The sequence below is a fragment of the Roseburia sp. 1XD42-69 genome, assembly GCF_003612565.1.
Classification (GTDB): Bacteria; Bacillota; Clostridia; order Lachnospirales; family Lachnospiraceae; genus Roseburia_B.
In genome coordinates, this window is sequence record NZ_RAZG01000008.1 from 37,881 (window position 1) to 53,923 (window position 16,043).

Consider the following 16,043-nt stretch of genomic DNA (forward strand, 5'->3'; position numbering starts at 1 on the left):
AAATTTTTACATACAGTTCCTGATTAACATAGTACTATAAATGAAAGGAGATTACAAGAAAATCTTGTAATCTCCCATAATAAACCACTTTAATATAAGATTTAGAAGAACACATTTCCTCCGATAACTGTTCCGCCGTAACCGGAACTTGCACTTCTAAACTGCAGTGCACCGTTGGTATTGTCCGCACCGTTGATCGCTTCCTGAGCTGCCTGTAAGCATGCGCTTCTCACACCGCCTGCTGCAACATTTGCAACACTTCCGCTGAGTGCCGGCGGGAACTGTCCTGCCTGGTAGATAACACCGGAAATTGTTCCGGGATATCCGCCGCTTCTTACACGGTTCATAACAACAGAGCCAACTGCCAGCATTCCTTCATAGGAACCGCTTCCTGCCTCACACTGAATCAGAGCCCCCAGAAGAGTTACCTCATCTGTGCTTGCTGACATAGCCGGTTTTCTTCCAGCTTTCTTAGCTTCCTCTGCTGCTTTTGCAGCTTCTTTCTGTTTTACTTCCTCACTATTTAAAGCTGTGCCTAAATTTAAAGCCACTTCCACATAATCTTCGCTGACATAAGCGGTGGAATCAGAAGTTTTCACTGCTACCCAGCCTTCTGTCTCCTCTGCCTCTTTGTCTACTTTTAAGCGATCGCCGTTTGAAGCTGTCGTTACAATTCCAGCCTCCTCGTTAGGCTCGCTTCTCAAGCGAAGTCCATCTGTATTTACAGTTGCATATACGCTGCAAACCTCATTTGCAAGCTGAAATGCCTCATCGCCGTATACAAGATATTCATTTTTTACAAATCCTGTTACATTTCCAGAAGTAATTTCTGTCCACTCATCCCCTACTTCAACGATTTCAGCCACATCGCCGCGGTAAAACTTACCTGCCAGCTCAGAAGTCTCATCTGGAGCTGTACGGATGTTCATATCCTCCTCCACATTCGCCATTACCTGGTCAGACCACTCTTCGTTTTCTGTGTTCTCTGTATTTTCCTCAGGCTGTGCATCCTGGGAGTTTTCTGTGTCCTCTTCTGGCTGTGCCTCCGGATTTTCTGCATCTTCCTCAGGCTGTACGTCCTGGGAGTTTTCTACATCCTTTTCAGGCTGTGTCTCCTCTGGATTCTCCTCAGTTGATGACTCTTCCGGGGCTTCTGTATTATCTTCCGGCTGTGCTTCTTCCACATTCTCTTCCTGCTGCACACCCTCCGGATTTTCTTCATTTTTCTCCGGCTCAAGCTCCTGGACATCTTCCATATTTTCTTCTGCCTTTGCTGCTGCCGCGCCGTTTTCTTCTGGCTGAGTTTCCTGGGCTTTTTCCGGTGCCTCAATATTTTCGGGCAATACTTCCTCTACAGCTTTATCCGGCTGTTCCTCTACATCTGCAACTTCCATTGCTTCAAATACTACCTGGGAGATACCAGCAGATTCCTCTGCATCTGCAACTTCCATTGCTTCAAATACTACCTGGGAGATACCAGCAGATTCCTCTAAAACTTCTGTGGAATTTTCTGCAGCCTCCGTATTCTCCTGTGCGTTTGCCTCTGCAACAAGATTGCTCTCTGTTCTTACAATGCTGGCTGTCATTAAGCCATTCGCAGCAAGCGCATCTTCTTCCATTTTGTGTAATTCAGCAATAATCCCTGCTGTACCTGTTTTTTCCAAAACAACAATACTTGTCTGTGCCACTGTAACGCTCTCTTCCGTGGAACCTGTCAATGCGGTGAATGTTGACACAACTGCTACTGCTGATACAACTGTCATGCTTTCAATCACTTTTTTGTTTAGTTTCATCTTATAGAACCCTCCAATTGCTGTAATTCCCTTTCAAAATGCGTTATCTCTTGTACGGATGTTACTTTTCACATTTCTATTCAGAATTATTACATTTATTACAAAAATGTTACAATGTGATACTAGCATAGACAGAGCACTTTGTCAAGTTTTTGGAAGTTTTTCTTAAGAATTTCTTAAATACATCCTTTTTCTTTGGGAAGGCCTTATATCTCAAGGCTTTTAGCACTTTCCCCACATGGCTTTTTCTCTGGAAAATCCTTTTTTTACACAATGTTTTAATAAAAATACAGAGCTGTTTCATAAAAAACAGCTCTGTATCGTAAATATTACAAAATTATAATCTCTTTAATAATTCTTCCCGCTGTGCTTCAAATCCTGGTTTTCCAAGAAGTGCAAACATGTTTTTCTTGTAGCTCTCCACACCAGGCTGGTTAAATGGATTTACTCCCAACAAGTATCCACTGATGCCTACTGCAAACTCGAAAAAATAAAACAGCTCCCCAAGATAAAATTCATTCTGTTCCGGTATTTTTACCATAAGATTAGGCACGTTTCCGTCTGTATGTGCCAGTATGGTTCCGTTCATGGCACTCTTATTTACAAAGTCCATGTCTTTTCCTGCAAGATAATTTAAACCGTCCAAATCCACTGGTTCTTCCTCAATCAGAATATTCCCTCTGGAATTTTCTACATTCAATACGGTTTCAAACATAATTCTTGCCCCATCCTGAATAAACTGTCCCATTGAGTGTAAATCTGTGGTCAAATCTACAGATGCGGGGAAAAGTCCTTTTTGATCTTTACCTTCGCTCTCCCCGTAAAGCTGTTTCCACCACTCGGAAACATAGTGAAGGCTTGGCTCATAATTGCAAAGCACCTCCACAGCTTTTCCTTTACGGAGTAAGATATTGCGCACTGCAGCATATTTCAGAGAATCATTTTCCTCAAACTTCTGTTCTAAAGCCAGTTTCCTTCCCTCTGCTGCACCTTCCATAAGCTTGTCCAAATCAGCACCGCTGACTGCTATGGGAAGGAGACCCACTGCTGTGAGGACAGAGAAACGTCCTCCAACATCATCCGGCACTACAAATGTCTCATACCCTTCTTCTGTAGCAAGATTTTTAAGGGCACCCTTTGCCTTATCCGTAGTTGCATAGATACGTTTTGCAGCTCCGTCCTTACCATATTTTTCTTCCAGTTTTTTCTTGAAAATACGGAAAGCAATGGCCGGCTCTGTGGTAGTCCCTGATTTGGAAATAATATTAACTGAGAAATCTCTGTCCCCAATTACATCCAAAAGACCTTCCAGGTATGCTCCGCTGATGCTGTTTCCAGCGTAATAAATTTCCGGTGTCTTTCTTGTTTCTTTGGAAATATTATTGTAAAATCCGTGTCTTAAAAACTCAATAGCTGCTCTTGCTCCAAGGTAAGAACCTCCGATTCCGATAACCACCAAAACCTCGGAATCCGACTGAATTTTCTCTGCCGCTTTTTTAATCCTTGCAAATTCATCTTTGTCGTAGTCCACGGGCAAATCAATCCATCCAAGGAAATCGTTGCCAGCCCCGTCTTTTGCAACCAACTGTTTTTTTGCATCCTCCACCAGCCTGCTCATATAACTCATTTCTTCTTCACTGATAAAAGAAGATGCCTTTGAATAGTCAAATACTACCTTGCTCATGTGTGAACACTCCTTTGCCTTGTGATAATTTATTTTAACTAATCACTATTTTAGCAAATCTTGGCATAGGATTCAAGTACTAACCTAGAACACATCGGAAATCACTTCCATTAATAATTCCGCATCCTTTTGGCTCTGCTTTTCTTCTTCAGACTTCTGACTCTTTTTCACCGGTTCAAACTCCCGCCTTCTCTGGTAGGTATGTATCGGCTGCATTTCTATTTCCGGCTCCGGCATCTCCTCCTCTGCCTCTTCCTCCTCTTCCTCTGCTTCTGCCTCTGTATCCTCGGACATCACAACATCCAGATATTTCCTCACCTGCCTGCATATTTTACGTATTTCCCTCTTCATTCTTGAAAGCTGGAAAAGCGCTGATAAAAGTATCAGCAATAATACACCTACAACTATCATTTCCAGCAGAACATGATTTTCTCCTATGTAAGTAAGCACTTTTTCCGGAATTATTTCCTTCTGAAACATAACTGCCTCCTTTTTTATTAATTGCCATCCACATAGATGTTGATATTATTATAGGGAAAAATTTCTCTAGTGAAAAGGGGACATGCTATAAATTTCACCGCAAGTTTCCCCCTTTTGCACCATCAAAAACCATAGGCAGCCATAAATATGTGGAATTTGACACAAACCGCCTTCTCATTAATTTCTTGACTTTTTTTCCAGAGGGTATAATATAATGAAAGAAACATTTAGAGAGAAAGGTAACAGGTATTCTATGAAAAAAATAGTTCTCACCGGCGGAGGCACTGCCGGACATGTCACCCCAAATATTGCTTTACTGCCTGCATTAAAGGCATTATCTTATGAAATTGAGTATATTGGTTCCTATCAGGGAATGGAAAAAGATTTAATTGAAGCTATGGAAATTCCTTACCATGGCATATCCTCCGGAAAACTAAGGAGATATCTCGATATCAAGAACCTTTCCGACCCATTTAAAGTAGTCAAAGGCTTTGGGCAAGCATTTCGTCTTCTAGGAAAAATCAAGCCAAATATCGTTTTCTCCAAAGGCGGTTTTGTTTCCGTGCCAGTGGTTCTTGCAGCCAAAATGAGGAAAATTCCCGTAATTATTCACGAGTCGGATATTACGCCTGGACTTGCCAATAAAATTTCCATCCCCGCTGCAAGAAAAGTGTGCTGTAATTTTCCCGAAACCTTAAAATATCTCCCTTCTGTGAAAGCTGTACTCACAGGCTCCCCTATCCGCCAGGAACTTCTGCAGGGAAATCCCGAAGCTGCACGTTCCTTCTGCCATTTTACATCTAGTAAACCTGTGCTTCTTATTATTGGAGGAAGTTCAGGTTCAAAGGCAATTAATGACGCTGTCCGGGCTTTGCTACCAAAACTTTTAGACGATTATCAGATTATTCATCTCTGCGGGAAAGGAAATTTGGATAATGACTTAATAAATACAAAAGGCTATGCACAGTTTGAATATATCAGCCAACAGCTAAAAGATATGTTTGCCCTCTCAGATATGGTTATCTCCCGCGCCGGAGCTAATGCTATCTGTGAACTTTTAGCATTACACAAGCCAAATATACTGATACCGCTTTCTGCCGCCGCCAGCAGAGGCGACCAGATATTAAACGCAAAGTCTTTTGAAAAACAAGGATTTTCTTACGTATTATTAGAAGAAGATTTAACAGAATCCACACTTTTATCTGCCATCCGCCAAGTTACGGAAAAGCGAGATACTTATATTGCTTCTATGAAAAAAAGCGGCCAGATGGACTCCATTCAGACAATTGTGGATTTAATTGAAAATAATGCGAAAAAATAGTAAGGCTTCTGCCACATTCAAACATGGAATGTGGCAGGAATTATCCCCCTCCAGGTGTTCCCAACAGGATTTCGTTACATTTTTAGCTCAGAACAGATTTCTTTCATCTCTTCCTCTGTATATGTCTCATGGTTCCATCTTAAAATGTCATCATTTTTCATATCCTTATATCTTGGAACTAAGTGCAGATGAAAGTGAAATACAGTCTGTCCGGCAATCTCACCATTGTTCTGAAGAAGATTAAAACCGTCGCATTTTAATTTTTCTGTCATGTGAGCTGCCATTTTCTTTGCAAGTTTCATGGCTTCCCCCGCTGCTTCTGTATCAATCTCATAAATATTCGCATAATGCTCTTTTGGAATAATAAGTGCATGTCCCTTAGATGCCGGCGCTGCATCCAAAATCACCCGGAACATATCGTCCTCATAAATACTGTTTGTTGGAATCTCACCAGATGCCAGTTTACAAAAAATACAATTATCATCTCTCATTTTCTTATATACTCCTTTCCTGTTTTATGCCAAATCCATCGCACTTCCTACTCAAAATTAAAGACAGTATCCAACATTCGCAAAGTCTTAAAATTCCCTTTCGCTGTCATCTCACCTGTCATAAAAGCACGCTGGAAAGTCATTCTTCCGCTAACTATATTATTCATCACCTCGGAGCTGAGTTTTGCAAAGACATCAATATTCTCCTCCTTGCCATAGTGACAGGTCATTTCCCCGTCTTCCACCTGAATATACAACGGCTTTTGTTTTCCCTCTATCATCAGAAGATACGTAGCCTTAAAATCCTCCTGTGGTACAAAATGGCTCTCCAACTCCGTAAGATACATAGTGTCTTCTTCATCTTTGCTCTTACCCAAAATATCCTTAAACATAGAGGCCAGCTCTTCAATATCTTCCTTCTGTTTCTTTACATAGGAATCATCTGATACATATTTGGACAGCTGCTCACTCTCCTGAGGTGTCAAATCCATAGACTGGGTTCTTAACACAGTCTGTTTTACAGCCTGATTGCTGGACGGCAGGGCTTTAATCTTTTGGGATATGGTACGGTAAAGTGTTTCCGCCTTCTTTTCAATAATTACCGTATATTCCTCATTCAACTCAAAAGTGACTAAATCCTCCACATATCCGCACAGGCCCGAACAGGGCTGCCCCCCCAGCATCTCCCATGCGTTTTCCAGAGCCAGAACGCCTTCTCTCTCCCCATAAGTGGTAGACATTACAATTGGCTGCATATAAAGCTCACTCATCAGCTCCTTATCCCCGTAAAGCCAGCAGGAATCTAAAAATTGCTGCATGTAACCGCCGATTCCCAGCCACTCTACCGTAGTTGCCAGAATGATTCCATCCGCCTCCTTAAAGGTGTGGGGCAATGTGGAGATTTCATTTTTGTGCTCATAGATATTGTAACGTTCCACATTGACCCGAAGTTCTTTTAAAACGTCCTCCATTTTGTTTACCACATACAATGTGGGATCATCCAGTAACCCTCTTCCTCCATAGTAAATGTTTATCTTCATATTGTCCTCCGTCTGGTACTCTTATTCTATCTTTATCTGCAATACATATAGTATAAAAAATTTTGAAACTAAAATCAATCTTTTCTATATATTCCCATGAGACAAAAAATCAAACATAAGAGAAATCCTCCGGCAAAACCGCCTATATGCCCCCAGTTATCAACACCTGCTGTGGTAAAACCGTTATAAAGGTTTAAGGCCAGCATTATAAAAAGCCCTTTCAAAGTAAGCCCTTCCACTTTACCGTGATTACATACTGCCGCCGCAGTCAGCCCTCCCAACACTCCAAAAACAGCCCCAGATGCTCCGGCAGACACCACAATTTCCCCTGCTTTTAACTCCATTACAAAAGACAAAGCGCTGCCTGCAAATCCGGAAAAGAGATACAGCAGTACAAAAGGCAGCTTTCCCAAAAATTTTTCCAGCCGCATTCCGGTTAAAACAAAAATAAACATATTATTTAGCAAATGTTCCGCGCCGAAATGTAAAAATGTACAGGACAATAGCCTCCACCACTCTCCATTTTCCAAAATATAGGGAGTGTACGCCGCCCCCCAGGCTGTCATAAATTCGCTGTCGTATGTGCTCCCGGCGGCTTCTAAAAAAATCCAAACAAGAATATTTGCCGCTGCAATTGTTACAGTGACAGCCGGAAGAGTTTTTATCTGTTCTCTCATGCCGCAAAATACCTCTTTTTCTATTTACTCTATAAGAATTATAAGGTATTCTCCCGGTTTTGCAAGTATTACACAAAACGGTAGGCTTCATCCGCAAACCTTACTTTATCATTTTTGGACAAAGGAACCTTTTCTTTATACCCAAGGGCTTCCCCATTTAAGTATGTTCCATTGGTAGAATTTAAATCTTCAATAAAGTAATTTTCTTCTTCCCTGTAAATTAATGCATGATGACGACTTACGGAAGAAGTAAAAATTACTCCGTTTGCCTCCCCATCCTGGCTGCCCACTAAAAACACCGGAACGTCAATTTTAAAATTTCTTCCTCGCCCATCCCCTTCATACCGCAGTTCTCCCAGAATTTCTTTTCTCTCACTCCCCAAAAATACTGTGGGATTAGAAACTTCCTCCTCTGGCTCCTGGGGCTCAAAGATAAACTGCTCTTCTTCCCCCTTACTTCTATTTCTCTTGTCCATCATCCACTGCGATAATATTTTTTTCTTTGCACAAAATCCATTTTTTATAAAACCGCACCTCTCCTTTTGCCTTTTCTTTACCTCCTCCCGCTCCTGCTGTATCTCACATTCTTCCCTTATGTCTGGCTCCTCCGGCTTAAAATTTTTTTCTTCTCTGCTAAGCCCCTGCGCTGCCAGCTCCGCAAGATCTGACAGTCTTACATGCTCTTCCTGGCTTTTTTCATATATTTTATAACAGATTTCTATATCTTGCTGTGCCCCATGCTCCATATGTTTTAAAAAAAACTCCATAAAATTTCCCAGGGAAGATTCCAAACTTTTTTTATTGCCTGGTATGTAACAGAAGCTGATTTCTTTTTCATTGTAGTTAAGATATATCCTGTCCGGCTCAAGACACAATTCATCTTCCAAAAGCAAATATTCCCCCAAATTCTGTGCAGTACGGTTCAAAGACAAAATAAAATTTCCTAAAAAGTCCCTTCCTAGTTTATGAAACCTTGCATACCCTTCCAAATCATGTTTTCCGCTGATATCATACCAAAACTGAACTTCTTCCCCCTCATACACCCTCTGAACAGGAAGAACGCCTTTCACTCTGTTCTCCCTTAACATAGGCATTTGATACCCTAAGCCTGCACTTTCAGATTTCAAAATCATATAACTTTTTCCCTGACACCGCCTGTACTCCATTATTTTAAATCCTCCCACACTTTTTCTGCCAGCTGCATTTTCCTGATTTTTTCCTCCGGCACAAAATTTTTCTCCCATATATACCCAGAATCCTGTTTTACTTCTTTATAACAATCAAAAGCCTTGTAAATTGGCAAAAACATCGCCATAAAAATTAAAGGCAACAACAATGTAATCTCTACTGTATAGGAACCCTCGAATCTCTTCATTTCCACCTCAAATTATTAAAATCACAAGATACGCCAAAAATAGAAAAGGAATAAATGGTATCTTCTCCTTTTTATTCCTATGAAAAAAACATATTGCAATAAATGACCAGCCTGCTGCAAAGAAAAATGACAAAAGCATAAGGGCCAGGTTTTCTTCTGCCCCCAGATACAGGCCTGTCAACATAAATACAATACCATCCCCCGGTCCCATCTTTCCCCTGCTTAGAATGCAAAAAAGCAGAATCATCCCTCCAAACAACATTCCTCCCAGCATATTATAAATACTCCGGTTTTGAAATATAATATGGCAGATTAAACAGGCCATTGCAGAACCCAAAGTGACCATTAAAGTAATTTGCTTCCTCTTAATATCCTCCAGGCAGTGAAATCCCAAAGTCCCAAGCAATAAATACTGTTCTAACATAATTTCTCCCCTTTCCCTTTACCTGCTGCACTTACTGCAGCTGTACCTGTCTCCTACTTCCGATAAGAACACGGCGCAAACCATCCTTAAAATTTTACTGCAATTCCTATTACTGTGAAAACGATTCCCATAATCTGTCACATACACTGATTTGCCTTTTAAATCTCTCCCACACTTGCTGCATGGATAGTATTTTGCTCCGTCTGCATTGCGGCTGCTATCGATTTTACCTTCTGCTATACTTTTTACCTTAGGCTTTAAATACGTGCAATTCCTGTTTTTGTGGTATGCCCTTCCTGTGGAAGTTATATATACAATTTCCTCTTCCTTTCCCGATTCTCCGGAAGACAAATTTCTCCCCGTCCATTTACGGCATTTTACCTGTTGTGTCACCTTAAAATTATATTTTCCCAACAGAAGAAGCGGAATTTTTATCTGGTAATCTGCTCTCAAAGTAATAAAATCACCTTTAAACTCGGAACGCAATAGAGAAATTCCCAGGTTTCCCCCGTTAATAAACTGCCCTGCAACTCTGCTGGCCTTTAAGTTTTTTTGCAAAATAATCCCGGCTGAAAAACTGTTTTCAGATATTTTTTTAACGGAAGCTCCATAGGAAGCCACTGACAATTCCCTTCCAGTCTGAATCAGGGCGTTATCCACTAGCTGCTGCACTTGCAAAACCCGGAAGAAAAACAATAGAATTGTCATAAAAGTTACAAATACAGGTAAAATAACTATGGCCTCTGCCATATAGGAAGCTTCCGGTCTGCCGCTCCCCTTAACTTCTTGGACGAAGTTTCTTTTTCTTCCTGGCAAATTATCTATTGATAACAATAACTGCTCTCCTTTCCAAAGCTGTAACCTCCCAAGGTATCTTTCCCCAAAAGGGAGGAAAATATTGTATCCGCACTGTATTCCGCCTCTATTTTCATACGAAGAATCATACCATCCATTTTTCCATGTAAAAACCCTGATTCTTTCATCGTATACTCCATAAGATCCATACAACGGTAGGATGCCTTTTTTGTAGAAAGGACATACATAAAAGCCTGAAGGTAATCCTCATAGCACAATCCATGGTCTGCTCCCTTCCCATTTTCTGAAATTACATCTCCCAGATGAAACAAGTCCGTCCCCCAGTCTCCAGCGGTTTTCATCAGGGGCACTTTTCCCCCTCCCAGTAGTACCTTCACATCAAAGACACTTTCCCCATACGCCCACGCCGCTAATATTCCCTGCTTTACCACCTCAATCACTGCTGGATTGCCGCTAATTCCTGCTAAAATCGTTGCAGCCGCCAATGCTTCGGCTTGTTTTGCTTCATCTGTACATAAATAGGCAAAATTTGCAATTTCCCGTACAAGAAGCATTTCTTTTATCACATACTCCAGGTTTTCTTTGTCTGTCCCTTTCCCTGCAATTACGTACTCTTCCCCGTAAGATAATCCTCCGGATTCCACAGGTGAGAGAAAATTCCCTACATATCTGTTTATATACTGCTGCATAAAAATTCTGTCCATCGTCCCTGTCTTAACTGCCCCCTGATCTGTTCCCTTTCGGCAGCTTCTTTTTAAAAGGCTGCCTTTTGTATCCACCGACTTTTCAGACAACGATGCTCCCTGTGGAAGAACCAGAGATAAGATACCATGGTTTCTCATAAGGCGATTTGCATCCAGGGGATTTTCCCCGGGGAGAGAAGCCCCTTTCCTCTGACTCCCTCCCCCTGTAAGCTTTTCCTCTCCCTGCTTTTGTGTTTCCTGAGACGCCTGCTGCCTGATACAATCAAGGGCGGATTCCGCCGAGGCAATTTTTCCTTCCGGGCTCTCTCCCCTATTTTTTGCATCCTGAATCCCCTGAATACGTGTAACTATCTCCTCTGCCGCCCTCTCTCCAAATTTTTCTTTATACACTGCTGCCGCCTGGCTTTGAAATACTTTCCCTTCCCTGTCTGTTGCCAGCAGATATGTCTCTGTATTTACCCCGTCCACATGCATTTTATAAAAATTTCTTCCCCCGCCTGAAAGATTGTCATAGAGCAGGGCCTCCATTTCCTCCTCCCCGGCTTCTATTTTAAAATTTTCTCCTCCAAAACATCCATCCAGCCAGAACATATCATACTCATGAAGCAAAACCGGCTGGTATCCTGCAAACAGGGATTCCTCCGCCAAATTTGTATACTCCGCAGCATCCGAATCAAGACCGAAAAACCTTGCAAGTTCTACAATAACAAGGATAAAAGCACCTATACAGGCCACTAACAGTGTAAAATAAATACTCAAGGAGCCAGGATATGCCTTTTTATATTTTTTTGGCATTTGTCTCCACCTTTTTTAATAATTCTTTCATCAATGGTTCCAGTTTTTCCTTAAAAAGAGCCACCAGGGCAATCAAAACCACCAAAATCAAAACTACTTCCACAACGCCGTTCGCCTCTTCTTCTTTTAAAAATCTGTTCATTTCTCTCATATACAATCCTCCTATTGTTCCATTAAATATTTAAACTTAATATAGCCGGTATTAGAATAATTCCCATTACCAAAAGCATCATTAACATCATGGGGAAGAGCATTTTTGTCCCCGCTTCTTCTCCCAGCTTTCTGGCCATATGCTTTCTTTCAGAAAATACCCTGTCTGCCTCTTCGTTCAGCCGTTCTGTCAACTTCCTATTGCCCATATGCTGACAGGACAACAGCAGGGATACCAGTTTTCGGTAAGGCTGCAGTTTACAGTACTCCCCAAAAGACTGATAAGCTCTTTGCCAGCTTTTTCCATTGTCTATATCAATAAGCATCTGGTGAAGTGCTGCATAAGCAGGATGTTCCTTCTCCCTTTTTCCTTTCGGCAGCTTTCCATATATCTGATCCATTCTGGAAAATGCAGTTGAAACTGTCATTCCGGCACCGAGCAAAAGAGAAAGTTTATTTACAAATTCAGGATATTCCAATAACATTTGTCTTTTTCTTTTCTCCTGCTCCCGTATTCCCTGCTCTCTTTTGACATACCAAAGGACTGCTGCCCCAAGAAATCCACACACAAGAAGCTTCCTCTCCTGCTCCCCATCTCCTGCTAAAAGTCCTGCACCTGCCGCCCACAGGGCAAAGAAGGCAAAGATAAGACACGGAGCGCGAATGAGTGACGTCTTCTTTCTGTCTCTGGTTATTATAAGATATATTGCTGATATCAAAAAAAATCCCAAACCAAACATTTTCTACACCTCAATTTTTACAATTTTGGCTCCCCAGGCCATTGCAGCCCCATAGAGAAACAACACAAACGTCATTACTAGGATTCCAAAAAGATTTCCATATAAAATACCTATAAATTCAGGAGAGGAAAAACGGAAAAAAACCAACACCACTATAGGTACAACACTCATAACTTTTTCCTCTAAAACTTTCTGGGCAATAGTGGTTTCTATTTCCTCAGAGACCTCAATTTTATCACAGATTCTTTGGATGGTTGTCTGGATAATTCCTGGGAAATCCCCGCCTCCCCGCTTTGCATAGCAAAACACTTCCACAAAACTCCCAATGTCCTCACAGCCGCTTTCCTCTGCAAATTCCTGAAGTATTTTCTCTAAATTTTCCCGCATTCCAAGTCTTCTTTTTAAATTTCCAAGCTCCTTTATCAACTCGGATTTTTCCCCATATAACTCCATAATATCTTTCTGGGATTCTATAAATGCATTTTCTATGGAGTACCCTGCCAAAAGGCTGCTGCTCACAGCATACAAATAATCCTTAAATTCCATAATTAAATTTTTTCTTCTCTTTTTTCCCTTGTATCTGTCTGCTGCCAAAAATGCAGGATAAAGAGTTGCGGGCCAAACCGCCATTACCCAGACACAGTCATAAAACAGCCAGGCAATTAAAAAACAGATTCCTCCTGATAAACTACCGGCAGCTGCGGCTTCCCATAGATTTAAATGCCAAACCCTGCGTTTTCCCACTTTTCCCTGTGAAGCAATTCCCCTGTCTTCACCCATATCCCCTGAATCCTCCCTTCCTTCTCCCCGGCCTCTTTAAACTGGTACAAAGAATTTAATACTATCTCTCCATCCTCCATTCCTGAAAGTTCTGCAATCTCTAAAAGTTTCCTGCTCTTATCTCTCAGCCTTCCCAAATGGATTATCACATCAATTCCAGAAAGAATCTGACCTCTCACTGCCCATATGGGAATATCCATTCCCATAAGCACCATAGTCTCCAGACGGCTCAGCATATCTTTTGCGCTGTTGGCATGTCCCGTCCCAAGACTCCCGGAGTGGCCCGTATTGTTGGCGCTTAAAAGATCTACTGCCTCCGCACCCCTGCACTCTCCCACAATCAGCCTGTCCGCCCGCATCCTTAAAGCTGTACGTATCAAGTCCCTGATACCAATAGGTGTTACGCCCTCAAAACCCGCCTGTCTGGTCTCTAAGCGCACCAAATTTAAAATCCCGTTTAACTGGAGCTCTGCTGAATCTTCAATGGTAATCACCCGCTCCTCCCTGGGGATAAATTGGGAAAGGGCATTTAAAAAGGTGGTTTTCCCAGTTCCCGTACCCCCGGAGACAAATATGTTATACCCCGCTTTTACCAGTTTTTCTAAAAACTCCACAATCTCCTTTGACAACGACTGGTATTCCAGTAATTTTTCCATACTCATGGGCTTTTGGGAAAACTTGCGTATGGACACGGCGGAACCGTCTAATGACAGGGGTTTTAAAACGATATTCACTCTGGAACCCTCCGGCAGCCTGGCATCCACAATAGGGGATGCCTCATTTACCATGCGGTTTGCCCCTGCACAGATTGTCTGAATGAGGTCCTCAAGTTCTTCCTGGTCTGCAAAGTGCCTGCCGTAGGAATACAATTCTCCCTTTTTTTCATAAAATATTTTTTCCGCCCCGTTGACCATAATCTCCGTCACTTCCTCATCTTCCAGCAATTCCTGCAAAATACCGAATTTACGAAAAGAATAAAACATATTCCTAGAATTTGTCTTTCTTTTCTCAAAAGACAATATCTCTGTCTTATCTGCCCTGGACAACTCCTTTTCTATGCATTCCACAACCTCACCATCTGAAAGCTCCCGGTTAAAATCCATTTGCTCCAGAACTCTTTCCTTCATTTTTAAATATAATTTCCTGTCATTCAATTTTTGGACCTCCCAGCCAATTCCTCACATAGTCTCCCAGGGAGCCGTACAAACTTTTTTCCAAAGAAAACGGCTCCTCCCCCAAAACCATTTCATCCGGCAAAAAAATATGCTTTAATCTGGATGCTGTACTCTCACTTTCCTTCTCCAAATAACCCGTAAATTCTTTCATGCGGATGCGGTTAAGCCCTCCTTCTTTTTCCAGACAGTAGATATTCTCAAAGAAGGACAACATTTGGGCAAATCCTAAAAATACATTTCCAAAATCTACGATTACCACATCATACCCACTGTTGTTTTTCAGATCTAAAAATAATTCTTCATAAAGATTTTGAGGGATTTCTGATAAATGTTCCGGGTTAACAACCGGAGGAATATAATCGAAATTAAGAATTGTTCTGCGAATCCGATGCAGGCCTGTCTGAAAATTCTGGCCATTCTGCATCATCCCATAGATAAGATCTCCAATATCCTCTGTGGCATCCGTACCGGTAACTCCATAAAAACCACTGTGTTCCTGGAGATTGATATATAATAATTTTTCATGTTCCCCTAATATTTGAGCCATCGTAAGGGAAAACAACATCTGGCTGCACACATGAACCGGGGAGTACACCCCTGTCATCTTTGTCCGTTTCCCGGAAACAAATTCCTCCTGGAGGGGATTTTCCTGCCATAAAAGAGCAGAAACTTGAGAAAAAACTTCTTCCACTGGCTGGTATTTAAAAACAGAAGGCAGATGCTGTGCAAAGCCGGGTATACAATCTTCCCGAAATAATATAATTTTTGATGAAATCTTCTCAATTTCCATTTCCTCCAAACACGCACCTGTGACTAAAAGAGCATCAAATACTTCTGCTTCCGCCGCCCGCTCATATGCTCTCATATCCCAAAACGTCCAGACTTTAAAAAAACATTCCTTTTTCCGGACAAGGTACGCTGCAAGCTGCTTTAAATACTCCCTCTCCTTATCCAGCACCGCTACTTTTAACTGTACCAAAACAAACCTCCTGACTTTACAATGGGTATAGCGTACATGCAAATCCATCCGAGGAAAACTGCAAGGGAAAATGCCATCTTAGACTTTGGTATCTCCTCCGGAAGCTCATAGGGTATTATTTTCTGATATCTGCACACATAAAAAAGATAATTACATGCATATTTCAGCTTTTCTCCCCTGTGATTATCCATTAATAAATAAAAAAGAGAGAGTATTCCGCCTGCTATAAAACTGTAAAAAATGCAAAAAAGCAATTCCTCAATGGTAAGTATACCGCCTATCATGGAAAATAACTTGATGTCGCCTGCCCCAAGGACATGCATAAGAAACATAAGATAAAATAAGATTACAGGAACCGAAATGTTCCTAAGAAAAAAATATATCCCTCTGAAATCATATTCCTGAACTTTACTGAGCAGCCCAAGGAACAGCCCAAATAGAATCAGCTTATTGGAAACCCTTCCAGAACGAATATCCTGCGCCACTGCAATGACAAGCAGGAAAAACAATATTACAATTTTTACTTTTCCAATGTATCACCTCTCTCGTAGTTTGTAGTTAGCATTATAGTAGCTGCAGCCTAATTTGTCTACTGCTTTCTGAAAAATTTTCCATTTTT

General features: G+C 41.5%; 18 protein-coding genes. 1 reads left to right on the top strand and 17 read right to left on the bottom strand.

The window, feature by feature from the left end; genetic code table 11:
* Window positions 1-101 precede the first annotated feature (101 nt).
* From D7Y06_RS05895 to D7Y06_RS05910, 3 genes are all read right to left on the bottom strand, one after another.
* Entirely contained in the window at window positions 102-1,793 is a 1,692-nt protein-coding gene (locus D7Y06_RS05895) for a cell wall hydrolase (protein WP_120406903.1), read from the bottom strand.
* A 337-nt stretch (window positions 1,794-2,130) separates the two neighbouring features.
* Window positions 2,131-3,477 (bottom strand): glucose-6-phosphate isomerase, encoded by a 1,347-nt coding sequence (locus D7Y06_RS05905; protein WP_120406905.1) that lies wholly within the window; start codon window positions 3,475-3,477, stop codon window positions 2,131-2,133.
* An 84-nt stretch (window positions 3,478-3,561) separates the two neighbouring features.
* Window positions 3,562-3,957, bottom strand: coding sequence for a hypothetical protein (locus tag D7Y06_RS05910; protein WP_120406906.1), 396 nt, complete (start codon window positions 3,955-3,957; stop codon window positions 3,562-3,564).
* Between the two features lie 253 nt (window positions 3,958-4,210).
* Between D7Y06_RS05910 and D7Y06_RS05915 the strand changes: the two genes are divergently transcribed.
* A complete protein-coding gene (locus D7Y06_RS05915) occupies window positions 4,211-5,278 on the top strand; it encodes an undecaprenyldiphospho-muramoylpentapeptide beta-N-acetylglucosaminyltransferase (RefSeq protein ID WP_120406971.1) in 1,068 nt (355 codons plus the stop codon).
* Window positions 5,279-5,352: 74 nt separating this feature from the next.
* Here D7Y06_RS05915 and D7Y06_RS05920 read toward each other — a convergent pair whose 3' ends face one another.
* The 14 genes from D7Y06_RS05920 to D7Y06_RS05985 form a co-directional block, all read right to left on the bottom strand.
* Window positions 5,353-5,769 carry an HIT family protein gene (locus D7Y06_RS05920; RefSeq protein ID WP_120406907.1) on the bottom strand — a complete coding sequence of 139 codons (417 nt, stop codon included), beginning with the start codon at window positions 5,767-5,769 and terminating at the stop codon, window positions 5,353-5,355.
* Window positions 5,770-5,816: 47 nt separating this feature from the next.
* The gene (locus tag D7Y06_RS05925; RefSeq protein WP_120406908.1) at window positions 5,817-6,809 is read right to left on the bottom strand and encodes an SCP2 sterol-binding domain-containing protein; all 993 of its coding nucleotides are present in this window, start codon (window positions 6,807-6,809) and stop codon (window positions 5,817-5,819) included.
* 74 nt (window positions 6,810-6,883) lie between these two features.
* Window positions 6,884-7,486: a rhomboid family intramembrane serine protease gene (locus tag D7Y06_RS05930; RefSeq protein WP_120406909.1), complete on the bottom strand. Its 603-nt coding sequence runs from the start codon at window positions 7,484-7,486 to the stop codon at window positions 6,884-6,886.
* Window positions 7,487-7,554: 68 nt separating this feature from the next.
* Entirely contained in the window at window positions 7,555-8,652 is a 1,098-nt protein-coding gene (locus tag D7Y06_RS05935) for a DUF6382 domain-containing protein (RefSeq protein ID WP_158591264.1), read from the bottom strand.
* Window positions 8,652-8,861, bottom strand: a complete 210-nt coding sequence (locus tag D7Y06_RS25865) for a hypothetical protein (RefSeq protein WP_120406911.1) — start codon at window positions 8,859-8,861, stop codon at window positions 8,652-8,654. The genes D7Y06_RS05935 and D7Y06_RS25865 overlap by 1 nt, the downstream gene beginning before the upstream one ends.
* Before the next feature lie 7 nt (window positions 8,862-8,868).
* The gene (locus tag D7Y06_RS05945) at window positions 8,869-9,285 is read right to left on the bottom strand and encodes a prepilin peptidase (protein ID WP_120406912.1); all 417 of its coding nucleotides are present in this window, start codon (window positions 9,283-9,285) and stop codon (window positions 8,869-8,871) included.
* Window positions 9,286-9,303: 18 nt separating this feature from the next.
* Window positions 9,304-10,119 (bottom strand): pilus assembly protein, encoded by an 816-nt coding sequence (locus tag D7Y06_RS05950; protein ID WP_120406913.1) that lies wholly within the window; start codon window positions 10,117-10,119, stop codon window positions 9,304-9,306.
* On the bottom strand, window positions 10,107-11,600 hold the full coding sequence (locus tag D7Y06_RS05955; RefSeq protein WP_120406914.1) for a DUF5702 domain-containing protein: 1,494 nt from the start codon (window positions 11,598-11,600) through the stop codon (window positions 10,107-10,109). Before D7Y06_RS05955 ends, D7Y06_RS05950 begins: the two co-directional genes overlap by 13 nt.
* Window positions 11,584-11,751 (bottom strand): Flp1 family type IVb pilin, encoded by a 168-nt coding sequence (locus D7Y06_RS05960; protein ID WP_120406915.1) that lies wholly within the window; start codon window positions 11,749-11,751, stop codon window positions 11,584-11,586. The genes D7Y06_RS05955 and D7Y06_RS05960 overlap by 17 nt, the downstream gene beginning before the upstream one ends.
* A 22-nt stretch (window positions 11,752-11,773) precedes the next feature.
* Window positions 11,774-12,469: a type II secretion system F family protein gene (locus D7Y06_RS05965; RefSeq protein WP_158591266.1), complete on the bottom strand. Its 696-nt coding sequence runs from the start codon at window positions 12,467-12,469 to the stop codon at window positions 11,774-11,776.
* Between the two features lie 24 nt (window positions 12,470-12,493).
* On the bottom strand, window positions 12,494-13,270 hold the full coding sequence (locus tag D7Y06_RS05970; protein ID WP_120406917.1) for a type II secretion system F family protein: 777 nt from the start codon (window positions 13,268-13,270) through the stop codon (window positions 12,494-12,496).
* Window positions 13,207-14,397 carry a CpaF family protein gene (locus tag D7Y06_RS05975; RefSeq protein WP_120406972.1) on the bottom strand — a complete coding sequence of 397 codons (1,191 nt, stop codon included), beginning with the start codon at window positions 14,395-14,397 and terminating at the stop codon, window positions 13,207-13,209. The genes D7Y06_RS05970 and D7Y06_RS05975 overlap by 64 nt, the downstream gene beginning before the upstream one ends.
* Window positions 14,398-14,416: 19 nt before the next feature.
* Window positions 14,417-15,424: a hypothetical protein gene (locus D7Y06_RS05980; RefSeq protein ID WP_120406918.1), complete on the bottom strand. Its 1,008-nt coding sequence runs from the start codon at window positions 15,422-15,424 to the stop codon at window positions 14,417-14,419.
* Window positions 15,412-15,933 carry a prepilin peptidase gene (locus D7Y06_RS05985; protein WP_256387212.1) on the bottom strand — a complete coding sequence of 174 codons (522 nt, stop codon included), beginning with the start codon at window positions 15,931-15,933 and terminating at the stop codon, window positions 15,412-15,414. The genes D7Y06_RS05980 and D7Y06_RS05985 overlap by 13 nt, the downstream gene beginning before the upstream one ends.
* Between the last annotated feature and the right edge of the window lie 110 nt (window positions 15,934-16,043).